Origin of the sequence: Aeromicrobium sp. YIM 150415 (genome assembly GCF_016918125.1) — a bacterium.
In the GTDB taxonomy this organism is placed as follows: Bacteria; Actinomycetota; Actinomycetes; order Propionibacteriales; family Nocardioidaceae; genus Aeromicrobium; species Aeromicrobium piscarium.
In genome coordinates this window covers 1-15,885 of sequence record NZ_JAERWM010000021.1, presented here as the reverse complement: position 1 = coordinate 15,885, position 15,885 = coordinate 1, and the positions used below count along the sequence as shown (strand labels likewise).

The following is a 15,885-nucleotide window of genomic DNA, read 5'->3' as shown; positions in this document are numbered from 1 at the left end:
CGGTTCTGGCCGGGTCAGGGCAGGGTGAGGACCTCCGCGCCGTCGTCGGTGACGAGGAGGGTGTGCTCGAACTGGGCGGTGCGGCGGTGGTCGCGGGTGACCGCGGTCCACCCGTCGTCCCAGAGGTCCCACTCGATGGTCCCGAGCGTCAGCATCGGCTCGATCGTGAACGTCATGCCGGGGACGATCAGGGTGTCGGCGCTCGGATCGTCGTAGTGCGGCACGATGAGCCCGTCGTGGAAGGCGGGACCCACGCCGTGCCCGGTGAAGTCACGCACGACGCCGTACCCGAAGCGGCGCGCGTACGCCTCGATCACGCGGCCGATCACGTTCAGCTGACGACCCGGGCGCACCGCGTTGATCGCACGCCGCAGTGACTCTCGCGTGCGCTCCACCAGCAGTCGCGACTCCTCGTCGACCTCCCCGACGAGGTAGGTCTTATTGGTGTCGCCGTGGACACCGCCGATATAGGCCGTGATGTCGATATTGACGATGTCGCCGTCGGCGAGTGGCCGGTCATCGGGGATCCCGTGGCAGATCACCTCGTTGATGCTGCTGCACAGGCTCTTGGGATAGCCGCGGTAGCCGAGGGTCGAGGGATACGCGCCGTGGTCGAGCAGGAACTCGTGGCCGACGCGATCCAGCTCGTCGGTGGTCACGCCCGGCGCGATCGCGGCCTCGACCGCGTCGAGGGCCTGTGCGGCGATCCTTCCCGCGACGCGCATGGCCTCGATCATCTCGACGTCGCGCACCGAGGGCCCGCGATAGGGGAGCGGCGCGGCCTGGCCGACGTATTCAGGCAGGTCGATGGACGAGGGGACCGGCCGCTGAGGCGAGACATGTCCGGGCAGGATCGAGGGAGCGAGCACCGGGCGATCCTATCGGGCACGTCATCGGCGAGAATGGTCCGCGATCGCCGACGAAAGGTCCCGTATGCCGCAGGCCGACGCTCTCACCGCCCGTGAGCGGGTCCGCCGCCTCGTCGACTCCGGTTCCTTCCAGCGCGTGATCGTCGTGCTGATCGTCCTGAACGCCGCCGCTCTGGGCCTGGAGACCTCACCGGAGATCATGGAGCGCTGGGGCGGCATCGTCGACAGCGTCGCCTGGCTGACGGTCGGGGTCTTCGTCGTCGAGATCGGCCTGCGGATCTTCGCCCACCGGGCTGACTTCTTCCGCGATCCGTGGAGCCTGTTCGACCTCTTCGTCGTGGCGATCGCGCTGATCCCGGACTCCGGGGCCTTCGGCGTCCTGCGCGTGCTGCGGGTCCTCCGGGTTCTGCGGCTGCTGTCGACCGTGCGATCCATGCGACGCGTCGTCGGCGCCCTCATCGCCACCATCCCGGGCATGCTGTCGGTCGGGACGCTGCTGGTCATGATCCTCTACATCGCGGCGGTGATGGCGACGCAGATGTTCGGCGGGGTGGCTCCCGAGGCCTTCGGGTCGCTACCGCGGGCCCTCGTGTCGATGTTCCAGATCATGACCGTCGACAACTGGACCGTGGTGATCGGTCCGGTGGTCGAGGTGTACCCCTGGGCCTGGCTCTTCTTCATCGGCTATCTGCTGATCACCGCATACGTGGTGTTGAACCTGTTCATCGCCGTCGCTGTGGAGGCCTTGGACCATCAGCGCGGCGACGAGCCCGATGAGACGACGGTGGCCATCACCGAGCTCCGCGACGAGGTCCGCCGTCTGCGCGAGCGACTCGACTCCTCGTCCGGCGACCGCAGCGACGATGCGGCACGATGAGCCTATGAACGACGTGAAGCCCCAGTACTACTACTGCGTCAAGCACCATCGGGTCGAGGGCGAGGACGGCTGCCGCGCGATCGACCGGCTCGGCCCCTATGACACGCGAGAAGAGGCCGAGCGCGCCCTCGAGACCGCCGAGGCCCGTAACGAGGAATGGGACAACGACCCGGTCTGGAACGATCCTGAGGACGACTGACCCCGAGGGCCCTCCGGGCCCGACTTTCGCCGGGCTGTGGCCCATTGTCGCGTCGCTGCGGGGCCACAACCCGGCAAAAGTCGGGACTGTGTCAGCTGTCGAAGGAGTGCTCGGCGGCCGGGAACGTGCCGCTGGCGACATCGGCCGCGTACTCACGCGCGGCCTCGAGCATCACACCGTGCAGATCCGCGTACTTCTTGACGAATCGCGGCGCACGCCCCGTGTTGAGGCCCATCGCGTCCTGCCAGACGAGGACCTGCGCATCGCAGCCCGCTCCGGCGCCGATGCCGATCGTCGGGATCGTGAGCTCGGCGGTGACCTGCTGGGCGATCGGGGCGGGCACCATCTCCATGACCACCGAGAAGGCGCCGGCCTCCTGCACGGCGTGGGCGTCGGCGAGCAGTCGTTCGGCCGCCTCCCCGCGTCCCTGGACCCGGTAGCCGCCGAGGGCGTGCTCGGACTGCGGCGTGAACCCGATGTGGGCCATCACCGGCACGCCCCCCTCGGTCAGCTTGGAGATCTGGGGCGCCATCTCCGCACCCCCCTCGAGCTTGACCGCCTGCACTCCGGCCTCCTTCAAGAACCGGACCGCGGTGTCATAGGCCTGCTCGGGTGAGCGCTGGAAGGATCCGAAGGGCAGATCTCCGACGACGAGCGCACGCGGCGCGGACCGTGCCACGGCACGGGCGAGCGGGATCAGCTCGTCGACCGTGACCGGCAAGGACGTCGGATTGGCGAAGACATTGTTGGACGCCGAGTCGCCGACGAGGAGCACGGGGATGCCGGCCTCGTCGAAGACACTCGCCGCGCCTTGGTCGTACGCGGTCAGCATCGCCCAGCGATGTCCTTCGGCCTTCCACTTCTGAAGATGGTGCGTGCGCACCTTCTTGACCGATGGGTCGGTGGTGGGTCCGCCGCCGTAGGGCGAGGGCTCCTCGGCAGGGGTCAGTGCGGTGTTCATCTGGTGATCTCCTTCTCGCGGCCCCGGGCGGGGTCCACGGACGAGATTCAGACTACAAGTCCTCGCGCCACCGGTTGGTGATGGGGACGCGCCGGTCGCGACCGAAGTTGCGGCGGCTGATCTTCGGTCCCGGCGGGTACTGACGGCGCTTGTACTCGGCGCGATCCACGAGCGTCACGACACGCTGCACGAGTTCTGGGGCGAAGCCCTCGGCCACGACGGCACCGGCCCCGAGGTCGCGCTCGACATAGGCGTCCAGGATGGCGTCGAGCACGTCGTACTCGGGCAGCGAGTCGGTGTCGAGCTGGCCGGGGCGCAGCTCGGCCGAGGGTGGCTTGCTGATGGCGTTCTCGGGGATAGGCGGCGTCTCACCGCGCGACTCGGCATAGGTATTGCGCCACCTTGACACCTCCCAGACGAGGGTCTTGGGCAGGTCCTTGATCGGCGCGTAGCCGCCGACCGCGTCGCCGTAGATGGTCGAGTAGCCCGTGGCGAGCTCCGACTTGTTGCCGCAGGCCAGTACCAGGTGGCCGTGCTGATTGGACAGCCCCATCCAGATGACCGCCCGAATGCGCGCCTGCAGATTCTCCTCGGCGAGCCCGTCGAGGTGGAGTGCCTCCTGATAGGCGTCGAAGATCGGCGCGATGGCGACGGTGTCGAGCGCGAGGCCGGTGCGGCGGGCGAGCTCTTCGGCATCGGACCGGGAGTGATCGGTCGACCACTCGCTGGGATTGGAGACGCCGAAGACCCGGTCCGGGCCGAGGGCGTCGACCGCGATCGCGCCCACGAGGGTGGAGTCGATGCCGCCCGACAACCCCATCAGCACGGAACGGAAGCCGTTCTTGTCCACATAGTCGCGTAGGCCCAGGACGATCGCCCAGTAGCGCTCGCCGACGTCGTCCCAGCGTTCGGCGACCGTGGGCGCGATCGGCTCATAGGGGGCGACGGGATCGCTGCCGATGATGGAGCGCTCGACCAGCAGGCCGTGGAAGCGGGTGCCCGGCTCGGGCATGGGGGCGGTCGCCGCCGGCAGGTCCAGATCGACCACGAGCAGCTCGGTCTCGAACTGCGCCGCGCGGGCCACGAGCTCGCCGGCGGCATCGACCACGAGGGAGTCGCCGTCGAAGACGAGCTCGTCCTGACCGCCGACGAGGTTGACATAGGCCAGGGCGCACTCACCCTCCCGCGCCCGGCGCGCGCACAGATCGAGCCGCGCGTCGTCCTTCGCCGCCTCGTAGGGGGAGCCGTTGAGCACGACCAGCAGTCCGGCCTCGGCGGCCTTCGCGGCGGCCGAGGGTCCGTCCTGCCAGATGTCCTCGCAGATCGCGAGCGCGATGTCGACGCCGCCCACCTGCACGATCTGGGTCTCGTCGCCCGGGACGAAGTTGCGGAACTCGTCGAACACGCCGTAGTTGGGAAGGTGGTGCTTGTCGTACCGGGTCACGACCCGGCCGCCGGTGATGACCGAGGCGGAGTTGGTGGGAGCGTTCTTCGGGATGCCGAGCCGGTCGGGCATCGCCTCCAGCTCCCGGGGCTTGGCGCTGTCGAGGTGCCCGAGGATGACGACCAGCTCGCCGAGCCCCTCGTCGACGAGGCGTCCGGGCAGCGCGGCGAGGGCCTCCTGGGAGCGGTGGATGAACGACAGGCGCCCGGCGAGGTCCTCGACCGGGTAACCGGTGAGCGCCATCTCGGGGAAGATGACGACGTGGGCACCACGGGCGGCGGCCTCCCGCGCGGTGCTCACGATGATCTCGGCATTGCCGTCGATATCGCCGACGGTGGGATTGACCTGAGCGAGGGCGAGACGCAGTTGGGGCACGACACCAGCCTAGGGCTCCCCCAGCGAGGGCGGTGACCTACGCACGTCTCCACCCCATGGGCGGTGGGACAGGCACGTCTCGAGTACACGAAGAGGTGCCTATCGCACCGCTGGCCTGCGGGAGGGGTGCGTAAGTCACCGCCCCGCGGGGGTGAGGAGAGGATGCGGGTGCCGGCAGCGCGCCCGAGGCCGTGGCCCACCCCTAGACTGGCCGCATGGGTAAGCAGGAGGAGTTCGTACTGCGGGCGCTCGAGGAGCGCGACGTGCGTTTTGTGCGCTTGTGGTTCACCGATGTGCTCGGCTCGCTCAAGTCGGTGGCGATCGCCCCGGCCGAGCTGGAGGGCGCCTTCGGGGAGGGCATCGGCTTCGATGGCTCGGCCATCGAGGGCTTCGCCCGCGTGCACGAGGCCGACATGCTCGCCAAGCCCGACCCGTCGACCTTCCAGATCCTGCCGTGGCGCGGCGAGACACCGGCCACCGCGCGCATGTTCTGCGACATCCTGATGCCCGACGGCAGTGCCTCGTACGCCGACCCGCGCCACGTGCTCAAGCGCGCGCTCGGCAAGGCGGCCGATGCCGGCTTCACGTTCTACACCCACCCCGAGATCGAGTTCTTCCTGCTCAAGGGCAAGCCCGGCCGCGGGGAGCAGCCGGTGCCCGTCGACGACAGCGGCTACTTCGACCACACCGCGCAGGGCGGCGGCCAGGACTTCCGGCGCGAGGTCATCACCATGCTCGAGTCGATGGGCATCTCGGTCGAGTTCAGCCACCACGAGGGCGGACCCGGACAGCAGGAGATCGACCTGCGGTACGCCGACGCGCTCTCCACGGCCGACAACATCATGACCTTCCGCACCGTCGTCCGCGAGGTCGCCTTGAGTCAGGGCAAGTGGGCCTCGTTCATGCCCAAGCCCTTCTCGGAGCATCCCGGATCGGGCATGCACACCCACGTCTCGCTCTTCGAGGGCGACGAGAACGCCTTCTACGAGGCGGGCGCGGAGTACCAGCTGAGCAAGACCGGCCGCCAGTTCATCGCCGGAGTCCTGGAGCACACGCCCGAGATCACCGCCGTCACGAACCAGTGGGTCAACTCCTACAAGCGACTCGCGTGGGGCGGTGAGGCGCCGAGCTACGTGTGCTGGGGCCACAACAACCGGTCCGCGCTGGTGCGCGTCCCGATGTACAAGCCGCACAAGAGCGGCTCGGCGCGCATCGAGCTGCGCGCGGTCGACTCGGCGTGCAACCCATACCTCGCGTTCGCGCTCATCCTCGCGGCGGGCCTCAAGGGGATCGAGGGAGGCTACGAGCTGCCGCCGGAGGCGGAGGACAATGTGTGGTCGCTCAGCGAGAACGAGCGCAAGGCTCTCGGCATCTCGCCGCTGCCGCGCAATCTCGACGAGGCGATCCGCGTCATGGAGACCAGCGAGCTGGTCGCCGAGACGCTTGGCGAGCACGTCTTCGACTTCTTCCTGCGCAACAAGCGCGCGGAATGGCAGGACTACCGCTCGCAGGTGACCCAGTTCGAGATCGACCGCCTCATGCCGATCGTCTGACGCCGTGGAACTGTCTCGTCTCGGATTCCGCTCGCCGGAGGCGGCCGCCGCGCGGCTCGCGGAGATCGACGGGTGTCCCGACGACCTCGTCGAGCAGGTCGCGCAGGTCGCCGATCCCGATACCTGCCTGGCCTCGCTCGCCAGGATCGCCGAGCACATCGACGGCGGCGCTCCCGCGCTGGTGGCGCTGCTGAGCGGTGACGAGGAACTGCGACTACGCCTGCTGGTCGTGCTCGGTACCAGCGAGGCCCTGGGCGACTTTCTCGCCCGCCATCCCGAGTACGTCACCGACCTCGCCGAGGGTGAGCTGCTGACCCGGCCCGCGACCATCGACGAGTACCGAGCGTGGATGCGCACGGCCACGGATGCCGACGAGCTGCGCGTGCAGTACCACCGGGCGCTGCTGCGCATCGCCGCGCGTGATCTGACGGCACTCACGAGCTTCGTCGAGTCCTCCGGAGAGTTGGCCGATCTCGCCATCGCCACCCTGGACGGCGCGTTGGCGATCGTCCAGGGCGAGGAGGAGAAGTCCGAGCTGACCCGGCTGTCCATCATGGCGATGGGCAAGACCGGCGGACACGAGCTCAACTACGTCAGCGATGTCGACGTCATCTTCGTGTACGAGGCGGCCGAGGACGCCGACGACAACGCCGCCCTCGTCGTCGCCACGCGGATGGCCTCGGCGGTCATGCGGATGTGCCGCGAGCACACGCCGGAGGGCACCATCTGGGAGGTCGACGCCAATCTGCGGCCCGAGGGCAAGAACGGCCCGCTCGTGCGCTCGCTCGGCAGCCACGTCGCCTACTACGAGAAGTGGGCGAGCACCTGGGAGTTCCAGGCCCTGCTCAAGGCCCGCTACGCGGCCGGCGACGCCGAGCTGGCGCAGCGGTATCTCGACGAGCTCGAACCGATGGTGTGGTTCGCCAGCACGCGCCCGAACTTCGTCTCCGATGTGCGTTCGATGCGCAAGCGCGTCGTGGACAACATCCCGCACACCGAGCGCGAGCGGCAGCTCAAGCTCGGCCGCGGGGGATTGCGCGATGTCGAGTTCGCGGTGCAGATGCTGCAGCTCGTGCACGGCCGCGCTGACCCGTCCGTGCGCGACCGCACGACCGTGCTCGCCCTGCACGCGCTGACCGAGGGCGGCTATGTCGGACGCCGCGACGGCGCGGCGCTGGAGGAGGCCTACGAGTTCCTGCGCACGCTGGAACACCGCATCCAGCTGTTCCGTCTCCGCCGCACCCACATCGTGCCCGAGGACTCCGAGGATCTGCGACGGATCGGGCGCAGCATGGGGTACCGGCAGAACCCGGTCGACAGCCTGACCAAGGAATGGCAGGCGCACCGCCGGGTCGTCAGCCGGTTGCACGAGAAGCTGTTCTACCGTCCGCTGCTCGACGCGGTGGCGAGCCTGCCGACGGAGGGCTTGCGGCTGACGCAGCTCGCCGCGGAGCAGCGGCTCGCGGCACTCGGCTTCGCCGATCCCGCGGGCGCGATGAAGCACATCGAGGCACTCACGTCCGGGGTGTCGCGTCGTGCGGCGATCCAGCAGTCGCTGCTCCCGGCGATGCTCTCGTGGTTCGCCGAGTCGCCGGACCCCGACTCGGGACTGCTGGCGTTCCGCTCGATCTCCGAGGAGCTCGGGGAATCGCACTGGTACCTGCGCAAGCTCCGCGACGAAGGTGTGGCAGCCGAGCAGCTCGCCAGCCTGCTCTCGTCGAGCACCTATGTCACCCAGCTGATCACGCGGGCTCCCGATGTGGTCGCGCTCCTCGGCGACGACAGCGAGCTTGTCCCGCACGACCTGGACCGGCTGTCCACCGAGATGGCCCTCGCGGCCAAGCGACACGACGTCCCCGATGACGCGATCAAGGCGATCCGCCGGGTGCGTCGCCGTGAGCTCGCCCGGGTCTCGATGGCCGATGTGCTCGGGATGCTCGATGTCGTCGCGGTGGGCGAGGCGCTCACCGCGATCAACACGGCGACCCTGCAGGCGGCGCTCGATGTGGCGATGGCGGCCTATGAGCAGCAGAAGGGCCCGGTCACGGTCCGCATGGCGGTCGTCCTGATGGGCCGCCTCGGCGGTTTCGAGGCCGGCTACGGCTCGGACGCAGACGTCATGTTCGTCCACGAGCCGTTGGAGGGCGCGGCCGATTCCGACGCGACCGCCTGTGCCACCTGGGTCGCTCAGACACTCCGTCAGCAGCTGGCGGTGGCCGGGGCGGAGCCGCCGCTGCAGGTTGACGCCGATCTGCGGCCCGAGGGCAAGAACGGTCCGCTGGTCCGGTCGCTGGCCTCCTATGCCGCCTACTACGCCAAGTGGTCGGACACCTGGGAGGCGCAGGCGCTGCTGCGGGCCACCGCGGGCGTCGGCGATGCGGACCTCTGCCGGCGGTACACCGAGCTCATCGATCCCCTGCGCTACCCCGAGGACGGTCTCAGCGAGCGCGAGATCCGCGAGATCCGCAGGATCAAGGCGCGGGTGGACGCCGAGCGGCTGCCCCGCGGCGCCAATCCGAACACCCACCTGAAGCTCGGTCGTGGCGGCCTCGCCGATATCGAATGGACGGCTCAGCTCCTGCAGCTCGAGCATGCCGGTCGCCTGCCGTCGTTGCGGACGACGCGGACGATCGCGGCGATCGACGCGGCCGCGGAGGTGGGCCTGCTGGAGCGCGAGGATGCGGACACCCTCATCGAGGCATGGACGATGGTCAGCCGGATCCGCAACGGCGTCGTGCTCATGCGCGCCAAGGGCGCGGAGTCGATGGTCGAGGCCAACGACGATCGGGCCCGGCTGGCTCACCTCATCGGCGACGGCGCGGACCGTTCCGAGGAGCTCGTGGACCAGTACCGCAAGATCACCCGGCAGGCTCGCAAGATCGTCGAGAAGGTGTTCTGGGAGTGAGCTCGATCGATGCCGACACCGCGCGGCAGGTGCTGGACGCACAGCCCTTCAGCCGGATGGTGGGCACCCGGCTCGCCGCGGTGTCCGAGACGACGGTGACGCTCGAACTCGAGCCCCGCGAGGATCTGCTGCAGCAGTACGGCTTCGTACACGGGGGAGTGCTGGCCTATCTCGCCGACAATGCGCTCACCTATGCCGGGGCTCTCGGCCTCGGGCCGAGTGTGCTCACCAGCGGCATGACCCTCGACTACGTGGCCCCGGCCCGCGCCGAGGGTGTGCTGCGAGCGGTGGGCACGCTGGTGTCCGCTGGTCGTACGAAGGCCACGGTTCGCTGCGATATCACGCAGGGCGAGCGCCTGGTCGCCACCGCCCTCGGCACCATCCTCGCCACCCGCCGCGACGCGTGAGGGTCAGCAGTCGCGGAGATCACGCTTGCGGGTGTGGTTTCGATACGCTCCCTCGTTCCTCGGTCGCTACTCAACCACCGACTGGTGCGGAGGTGGTTCTTTGAGTGGAGCGTGGAGCGATCGTGCTTGTGGGGTGTGGTGTCGATTCGGCCATCGTCCATCGCTCTGATCCCGCGGTGGTCGAGTAGCCAACCCCTCGGTGGTCGAGTAGCCAACCCCTCGGTGGTCGAGTAGCCCCGTCCGCTCTGCGGGCGCGGCGTATCTCGTTCCTCGGTCGCACTCAACCACCGGCTGGCCCGAACCTTCGTCAGCGGGTGAAGGTGAGCTGGCGGACGTCGAGATAGCCGCTGGCGAACCCGGCTTCGGAGTAGGCGAGGTAGAACTCCCACATCCGGCGGAAGGTCTCGTCGAATCCGTCGGAACGGATCGTGTCCCAGTTGGTCGTGAAGCGCTCGCGCCAGAGCCGCAGGGTACGGGCGTAATCGGGCTGGAGGCTGTGCTGGGTGACCAGACGCAGTCGGGTCTGCTGCCCGGTGACCTGCTCGATCGCCTCGACCGACGGGATCAGGCCGCCGGGGAACACGTACTTCTGGATCCAGCCGAACGAGCGACGGGTCGCGAGCATGCGCTGATGGGGCATGAGGATCGCCTGGATCGCGACCCGGCCACCGGGTGCCAGCCGGGCGTCGAGCGTACGGAAGTAGGTCGGCCAGTACTCCTCGCCCACGGCCTCGATCATCTCGACGCTGACGATCGCGTCATAGGATCCCTCGACCTCGCGATAGTCCTGGATCCGCACGTCGATCTGCTCGGACAGTCCGTCCTCCTCGATCCGCTGCCGGGCGAGTTGAGCCTGCTCGTGGCTGAGCGTGATGGTCGTGACCTGAGCCCCGCGACGTGCCGCCCGGATCGCCAGTGCGCCCCAGCCCGTGCCGATCTCCAGCACGCGAGAGCCCTCGCCGACCCGGGCGGCGTCGAGGATGCGCTCCATCTTGCGCTCTTGCGCCGTCTCGAGGGACTCATCGGAGCGCTCGAAGGAGGCCGCCGAATAGGACATGGTCGGATCGAGGAAGTTCTCGAAGAGATGATTCGAGAGGTCGTAGTGGGCCTCGATATTGTTCCGCGAGCCGGCGGTGGTGTTGCGCTGCTGCTCCGGCAGATTCTCGTCCACGAAGCGGCGGAAGCGCTGCAGCCATTCGGGAACCAGGCGGGTCAGCCGGCTGGCGAACGGGGTGAGCAGATCACCGAGGTCCGAGCCCGGCCCTGTGGTCCATTCGCCGGCCATGTACGCCTCGCCGAGGCCGATCTTGGTGTCCGTGCCGAGCCGGGCGAACAGAGCCTGCGGCCGGACGACGCGCAGCTCGGGGGAGCCGGATCGGCCCGCGCCCCAGACGGTGCCGTCGGGGAAGGTCACGCGCACCGGCAGCTGGCTCACGGATGTCCGCAGGATCGCGCGTGCGGCGGCGGCGCGGACGGGCGCTTTGGGGATGTGCGCGAGTGCGGGAAAGCGCGGACCGACGGTGATCGCAGTCATGAGACGACCTCCTGATGTGATTCCTGGTCCCGCGACGGGCGCGGGACGATGGGGAGACGTTTGAGCCACAGCACGATGCCGTGAACCCGGATGAGGGCGCTGACGCGCCAGGTCATGAGGGGATGAGTGAGCGCTGTGCGCAGTAGCTCACCGGGGGTGTAGGGGCGCAGCGTTCCGTGGAAGCCCGCACTGAACGGCGGCTCGCCCTCGCGGTGCAGCGTGATGGTGGTCGTGACCGTGGTCGGACCGATCCGGCAGCGCACCTCGTAACGGCCCTGCAGGTCGTAGAAGGGCGAGACGTAGAAGTCCTTCTCGACCTCGGCTCGACCCTTCTCGTCGGGGAAGAGCACATAGGCATGCCGTTCGCCGTAGGTGTTGTGCACCTCGGCGACCACGCAGCGCACCGTGTGGGAGCGGCGATCGATCACCCAGTACACCGACAGCGGGTTGAAGACGTGCCCGAGGGAACGGGCGGCCGCGAGCATCAGGATGCGGTCGTCCCTCGCGTCGACCCCGTGCTCGGCCAGCAGCGCCCGGATATTGGCGGCGATCGTCGAGGATGGATCGCCGAGGTGGTCGCGCGTGCGGAAGGATGCGAGCGGCCGCAGCCAGCGGGGGAGGCGGGGCAGCTCGTCGACGTCGACGAGCCATTGGTACAGCCGGTGCCGCACGGAGTGCCGTTTCGGGGTGCGGCGCACGTGGCTGACCTGCCCGATGACGAGCGCCGGAATCGTTCCGCTCACCACGACACCCCCACGTGCTCGGCAGCGGCGACGCCGGAGCGACAGCCGTCCTCGTGGAAGCCCCACCCGTGGTAGGCGCCCGCATAGGTGGTCACCGGCGTGGACAGCTCGCTCAGCCGGCTCTGAGCGGCGACGGATGCGGGCGTGTAGACCGGATGGGTGTACGTCATCCGCGCGATCGTCGACCCCGGCGCCGGTCGGGTGTCGTCATTGAGGGTCACGAGATAGGGGCGCGACTCGTCGATGCCCTGCAGACGATTCATCCAATACGTGACGACGGGGGGATGGTCGCCGCCCGAGCATCCGTCCATCCGGTAGTTCCATGCGGACTTCGCGTCCCGCGCGTCGGGGAGGACCGAGGAGTCGCGGTGCAAGGTCACCTCGTTGCGTGAATAGCCGAAGGCACCCAGGACGTCCTTCTCCTCGGGCGTGGGGTCGGCGAGCAGGCTCAGCGCGTCATCGGCATGCGTGGCGACGACGACGCGGTCGACGTGGTCGACGCCGCGGTCGGTCGTGATGTCGGCGCCGCCGGCCGGCGGGCGGGCGATGGCGCGCACCGGCGTGCCGGCGGCTCTGCCCTCCAGGCGGTCCACGATCGCGTCGACATAGGTCCGCGATCCGCCCTCGACGGTGAACCACTGCGGCGAGTCGCGCAACGACAGGAACCCGTGGTGGTGCAGGAAGGTGAAGAGATACCGGGCGGGGTAGTCCAGTGCGGTCGCGGTGCCCGAGGACCAGACACAGGCGACCACCGGGATCGCATAGTGCTGGACGAAGTAGTCGCCGAAGCCGTGTCGGCTGAGGAAGGAGCCGTAGGTCAGGTCGTCATCGGTCTCCAGCAGAGCCAGGGCCGCGCGCTGGAAGCGCTTGACGTCGAGCAGCATCCGAACGAAGCGCGGGTCGGCGAGCCGGCGTCGCTGCGCGAGGATGCCGCGAGCCCCTCGGCCACCGGCGTACTCCACGCCGCATCCCTCGCAGCGGATGCTCATCGACATCTCGGTGGGCCGCACCGCGATGCCCAGTTCGGTGAAGAGCCGCCGTAGCAGTGGATAAGTACGGTCGTTGTGGACGATGAACCCGGTGTCCACACGGTCGGTGCCGACCGTGTGGGTGTGCGCGTGGCCGCCGAAGCGGTCGTCGGCCTCGTAGAGGGTCACGTCGTACCGATCGCGCAGCAGATAGGCGGCCGTCAGCCCCGATATCCCGGCGCCGACGACCGCGACCGTCTCCTTGCTCATATCGGGAGTTCGGAGACGGTCGCGGTACGGATGGGTCACACGGTCAAGTGTTCCCGATCGTCCTGCTCTGCGCGCGCTGCAGCGGCGGCGCGCTTGGCGCGGCGCAGTGCCTTGGACTCCGGGGAGTTGCCGACCTTGTACGGATCATCGGGCTTGTGCGAGAGCTTGTGCAGCTGGCGGGCGACGCTGCCGATCTGACGGCTGAGCCGGCCGGAGTTGTAGCGCAGGCCGTACTTGTCGACCAGGTGCTTCACGTCGACCGAGACCTCGCGGTAGCGGCGAGCGGGGATATCGGGGAACAGGTGGTGCTCGATCTGGTGGCTGAGATTGCCGGTCAGGACGTGGAACAGCGGCGTGCCCGAGATATTCGCCGAGCCGAGGATCTGGCGCAGGTACCACTGGCCGCGGGTCTCGTTCTTGGCGTCCTCCTCCTGGAAGGTCTCGACCTCGGCGGGGAAGTGCCCGCAGAAGATGACCAGGAAGGTCCAGATGTTGCGGATGATGTTGGCGACCACATTGGCGCCCAGGACCGCGAGCGGCACCCACCAGGCGGTGACGAAGGCGAGGGGCAGCGACAGCAGCGGGAAGAGCGCGTAGTCCTTGAACACCTGGCGGCGGATCTTGGCATACGCACGCTTCTTGCGAGCCTGGAACTCCTTCTTGGAGAGGCGCCCGGAGAGGTACTCGTCGAGCTCGACGCCGTGGTACATGACGCCCCACTCGAAGACGAGCATGAGGATGAAGGCCAGCGGCAGATTGAAGCGGTGGCTGGGATACCACGGCTGGTCACTGTCGATGCGGAACATGTTGTAGCCGATGTCCCGGTCCATGCCGTGGATATTCGTGTACGTGTGGTGGATGTAGTTGTGGCCGTGCTTCCACTCGCTGGCGGGGGCCACGTTGTCCCACTCGTAGCGCTTGCCGTCGACCAGCGGGTCGTTCATCCAGTCGTACTGGCCGTGCATGACATTGTGGCCGATCTCCATGTTCTCGATGATCTTGGCCAGGCCGAGCAGCACGATGCCGGCGACGAGCATCCCCACCCAGGCGAAGGTCGCGACCGGGAGCAGGAGCGGGAAGGAGAACAGCGTGATCCGGCCCAGCACCTCGAAGGATCGCTGGACCTTGATGACGCGACGGATGTAGTCGGCATCGGTCTGGCCGAGGTCGTCGAGCACGCGCTGGCGCACCTCATCGAGTTCGCGGCCGAACTCCTCGAGCTGCTCATAGGACATGTAGTCCAGGCCGATGGTCGACGGACGGGTGGGATCGTCCTCGGCGACGAGCGGCACCGGGGCCCGGTTGTGGTCGCTGGCGCTGAGCGGCTCGATCGGAGCGGGCTTGGAACGGCGTCGGAGCAGTTTCATCGGATTCCTCTCACAGATCGACGGCGACATCGCCGACGGGGATCTGGACACAGGGCTTGATGGTCTCGTCGGTATCGGCGCAGATCTCGCCACTGATGACGTGGCGGACGGCGCCGTGCAGCTTCTTGACCGCGCAGGTGTTGCAGACACCCATGCGACAGCCGTAGGCAGGGGAGAGACCGGCTGCTTCGGCCTGCTCCAGGATCGTGGTGCCAGTGTTCTCGGCGCTGGTGCCGCTGGCCTCGAAGGTGACCTCGCCGGTGGCGTCGGCGGCGTCGAGGTCGACGGCGGGGACCTTGAAGTACTCCATCCGCAGCTGGTCGCTCGCACCGAGTTCGGTGTAGGTGTCGCGGACGGTGGCGATGAGCCCGGCCGGACCGCAGACATAGGTCAGGGTGTCGGACGGATCGATGCCGAGGTGCTTGAGATGATCGACGGTGAAGCGCCCGGTGAGCTCGGCGCCCGCCTCCGGCTCACGCGTGTAGATGCGGACTATGCGGACATTCGGGGCACCGGCGAGGCGGTCGAGCTCGTCGCTGAACATCTCGTCGTCGCGGGAGCGGGCGTAGTGCACGAAGACGATCTCGCCGTCGTGCTCGCGGTCGATCAAGGTCTTGAGCATGCTCATGACGGGGGTGATGCCCGAGCCGCCGCTGACCAGCAGGACGCGCCCCGGCACCTTCTCGGGCAGGACGAACTCGCCCTGGGCCTGCGACATGTAGATGATCGTGCGATCGGCGAGCCGGCCGCCGTGCAGGAACTGCGACACGAAGCCGTCGGGGTGGGCCTTGACCGAGACGCTGATGAGTCCGTCGCGGCGTTCGGCCGAGTCCGAGAGTGAGAAGCAGCGCACGCGGCGGGTGCCGTCGACCTCGACGCCGAACTCGACGTGCTGGCCCGGCGTGAAGCCCTTCCAGGCGCCATTGGGGCGCAGCCACACGGTGCTGGCGGAGCCGGTCTCGGCGTCGACCCGGACGACGCGGGCGCGCACGGCATCGGCGGTCCACATCGGATGGAGGTACTCGAGGTAGTGGTCGACGGTGTGCGGCGACGTCAGGCGCGCGACCGGCGCTGAGGCCAGAATGCGGCGGACGGCTCCCACGGCGACTCCTCTCTGACAGCGGCGATGTCACGGTTGCGTGAACATCTGTTCACTCAACATACGGGGTCATGAGCACTGCTGGCAAGAAGACACACTGAGAAAGCCGTCACAGGCGTTCACTGAAAAAGGTGTTGAAGCATCATCTCCTGGACCGTGGGCGGTGAGTTATCCCGCACTTTGAGGTGGCTGGTTCTAGTGGTCGAAGCAACGGGTGGTCAGGCTGCCTGGGTGAGGAGCCTGTTCAGCCGGGTGGCTGGGGTGTCGAGGTCAAGGGTAGGTCGGGGACGTGCGTTCAGGCTGTCCTGGGCGTT

At 68.4% G+C, this 15,885-nt stretch carries 13 protein-coding genes; 5 read left to right on the top strand and 8 right to left on the bottom strand.

What is annotated here, in order from left to right:
* Positions 1 to 14 precede the first annotated feature (14 nt).
* A complete protein-coding gene (gene map / locus JL108_RS13555) occupies positions 15 to 869 on the bottom strand; it encodes a type I methionyl aminopeptidase (protein ID WP_205198772.1) in 855 nt (284 codons plus the stop codon).
* A 64-nt stretch (positions 870 to 933) separates the two neighbouring features.
* On the opposite strand from map, the gene JL108_RS13550 reads away from it, so the two are divergent.
* Together JL108_RS13550 and JL108_RS13545 are read left to right on the top strand one after the other, a co-directional pair.
* Complete coding sequence (locus JL108_RS13550) at positions 934 to 1,746, top strand: ion transporter (RefSeq protein WP_205198771.1); 813 nt, start codon at positions 934 to 936, stop codon at positions 1,744 to 1,746.
* 4 nt (positions 1,747 to 1,750) lie between these two features.
* Entirely contained in the window at positions 1,751 to 1,945 is a 195-nt protein-coding gene (locus JL108_RS13545) for a hypothetical protein (RefSeq protein ID WP_143913449.1), read from the top strand.
* A 91-nt stretch (positions 1,946 to 2,036) separates the two neighbouring features.
* Here JL108_RS13545 and panB read toward each other — a convergent pair whose 3' ends face one another.
* Complete coding sequence (panB, locus tag JL108_RS13540) at positions 2,037 to 2,906, bottom strand: 3-methyl-2-oxobutanoate hydroxymethyltransferase (RefSeq protein ID WP_205198770.1); 870 nt, start codon at positions 2,904 to 2,906, stop codon at positions 2,037 to 2,039.
* A gap of 52 nt (positions 2,907 to 2,958) precedes the next feature.
* On the bottom strand, positions 2,959 to 4,725 hold the full coding sequence (locus tag JL108_RS13535) for an NAD+ synthase (RefSeq protein ID WP_205198769.1): 1,767 nt from the start codon (positions 4,723 to 4,725) through the stop codon (positions 2,959 to 2,961).
* A gap of 215 nt (positions 4,726 to 4,940) precedes the next feature.
* Here JL108_RS13535 and JL108_RS13530 point away from each other — a divergent pair, with 215 nt between their 5' ends.
* Genes JL108_RS13530 through JL108_RS13520 form a run of 3 tightly spaced genes read left to right on the top strand, consistent with a single transcriptional unit; the run spans position 4,941 to position 9,590 of the window.
* Positions 4,941 to 6,278, top strand: coding sequence for a glutamine synthetase family protein (locus tag JL108_RS13530; RefSeq protein ID WP_205198768.1), 1,338 nt, complete (start codon positions 4,941 to 4,943; stop codon positions 6,276 to 6,278).
* A gap of 4 nt (positions 6,279 to 6,282) precedes the next feature.
* Positions 6,283 to 9,183 (top strand): bifunctional [glutamine synthetase] adenylyltransferase/[glutamine synthetase]-adenylyl-L-tyrosine phosphorylase, encoded by a 2,901-nt coding sequence (locus JL108_RS13525; protein WP_205198767.1) that lies wholly within the window; start codon positions 6,283 to 6,285, stop codon positions 9,181 to 9,183.
* Positions 9,180 to 9,590 (top strand): PaaI family thioesterase, encoded by a 411-nt coding sequence (locus JL108_RS13520; RefSeq protein ID WP_205198766.1) that lies wholly within the window; start codon positions 9,180 to 9,182, stop codon positions 9,588 to 9,590. Before JL108_RS13525 ends, JL108_RS13520 begins: the two co-directional genes overlap by 4 nt.
* A 307-nt stretch (positions 9,591 to 9,897) precedes the next feature.
* On the opposite strand, the gene JL108_RS13515 is transcribed toward JL108_RS13520, so the two are convergent.
* Genes JL108_RS13515 through JL108_RS13495 form a run of 5 tightly spaced genes read right to left on the bottom strand, consistent with a single transcriptional unit; the run spans position 9,898 to position 15,574 of the window.
* Positions 9,898 to 11,124 (bottom strand): cyclopropane-fatty-acyl-phospholipid synthase family protein, encoded by a 1,227-nt coding sequence (locus JL108_RS13515; RefSeq protein ID WP_205198765.1) that lies wholly within the window; start codon positions 11,122 to 11,124, stop codon positions 9,898 to 9,900.
* Entirely contained in the window at positions 11,121 to 11,867 is a 747-nt protein-coding gene (locus JL108_RS13510) for a DUF1365 domain-containing protein (RefSeq protein ID WP_307837271.1), read from the bottom strand. The genes JL108_RS13515 and JL108_RS13510 overlap by 4 nt, the downstream gene beginning before the upstream one ends.
* Positions 11,864 to 13,105, bottom strand: coding sequence for an NAD(P)/FAD-dependent oxidoreductase (locus JL108_RS13505; protein ID WP_205198763.1), 1,242 nt, complete (start codon positions 13,103 to 13,105; stop codon positions 11,864 to 11,866). The genes JL108_RS13510 and JL108_RS13505 overlap by 4 nt, the downstream gene beginning before the upstream one ends.
* A gap of 35 nt (positions 13,106 to 13,140) precedes the next feature.
* On the bottom strand, positions 13,141 to 14,472 hold the full coding sequence (locus JL108_RS13500) for an acyl-CoA desaturase (protein ID WP_205198762.1): 1,332 nt from the start codon (positions 14,470 to 14,472) through the stop codon (positions 13,141 to 13,143).
* Positions 14,473 to 14,482: 10 nt separating this feature from the next.
* A complete protein-coding gene (locus tag JL108_RS13495; protein ID WP_205198761.1) occupies positions 14,483 to 15,574 on the bottom strand; it encodes a ferredoxin reductase in 1,092 nt (363 codons plus the stop codon).
* Positions 15,575 to 15,885 lie beyond the last annotated feature (311 nt).

What these genes read in the sequence shown, in the direction of transcription:
- JL108_RS13550 (WP_205198771.1), top strand. Translation starts at nt 934, where the DNA reads ATGCCGCAGGCCGACGCTCTCACCGCCCGTGAGCGGGTCCGCCGCCTC.
- JL108_RS13545 (WP_143913449.1), top strand. Translation starts at nt 1,751, where the DNA reads ATGAACGACGTGAAGCCCCAGTACTACTACTGCGTCAAGCACCATCGG.
- panB (WP_205198770.1), bottom strand. Translation starts at nt 2,906, where the DNA reads ATGAACACCGCACTGACCCCTGCCGAGGAGCCCTCGCCCTACGGCGGC.
- JL108_RS13530 (WP_205198768.1), top strand. Translation starts at nt 4,941, where the DNA reads ATGGGTAAGCAGGAGGAGTTCGTACTGCGGGCGCTCGAGGAGCGCGAC.
- JL108_RS13515 (WP_205198765.1), bottom strand. Translation starts at nt 11,124, where the DNA reads ATGACTGCGATCACCGTCGGTCCGCGCTTTCCCGCACTCGCGCACATC.
- JL108_RS13505 (WP_205198763.1), bottom strand. Translation starts at nt 13,105, where the DNA reads ATGAGCAAGGAGACGGTCGCGGTCGTCGGCGCCGGGATATCGGGGCTG.
- JL108_RS13500 (WP_205198762.1), bottom strand. Translation starts at nt 14,472, where the DNA reads ATGAAACTGCTCCGACGCCGTTCCAAGCCCGCTCCGATCGAGCCGCTC.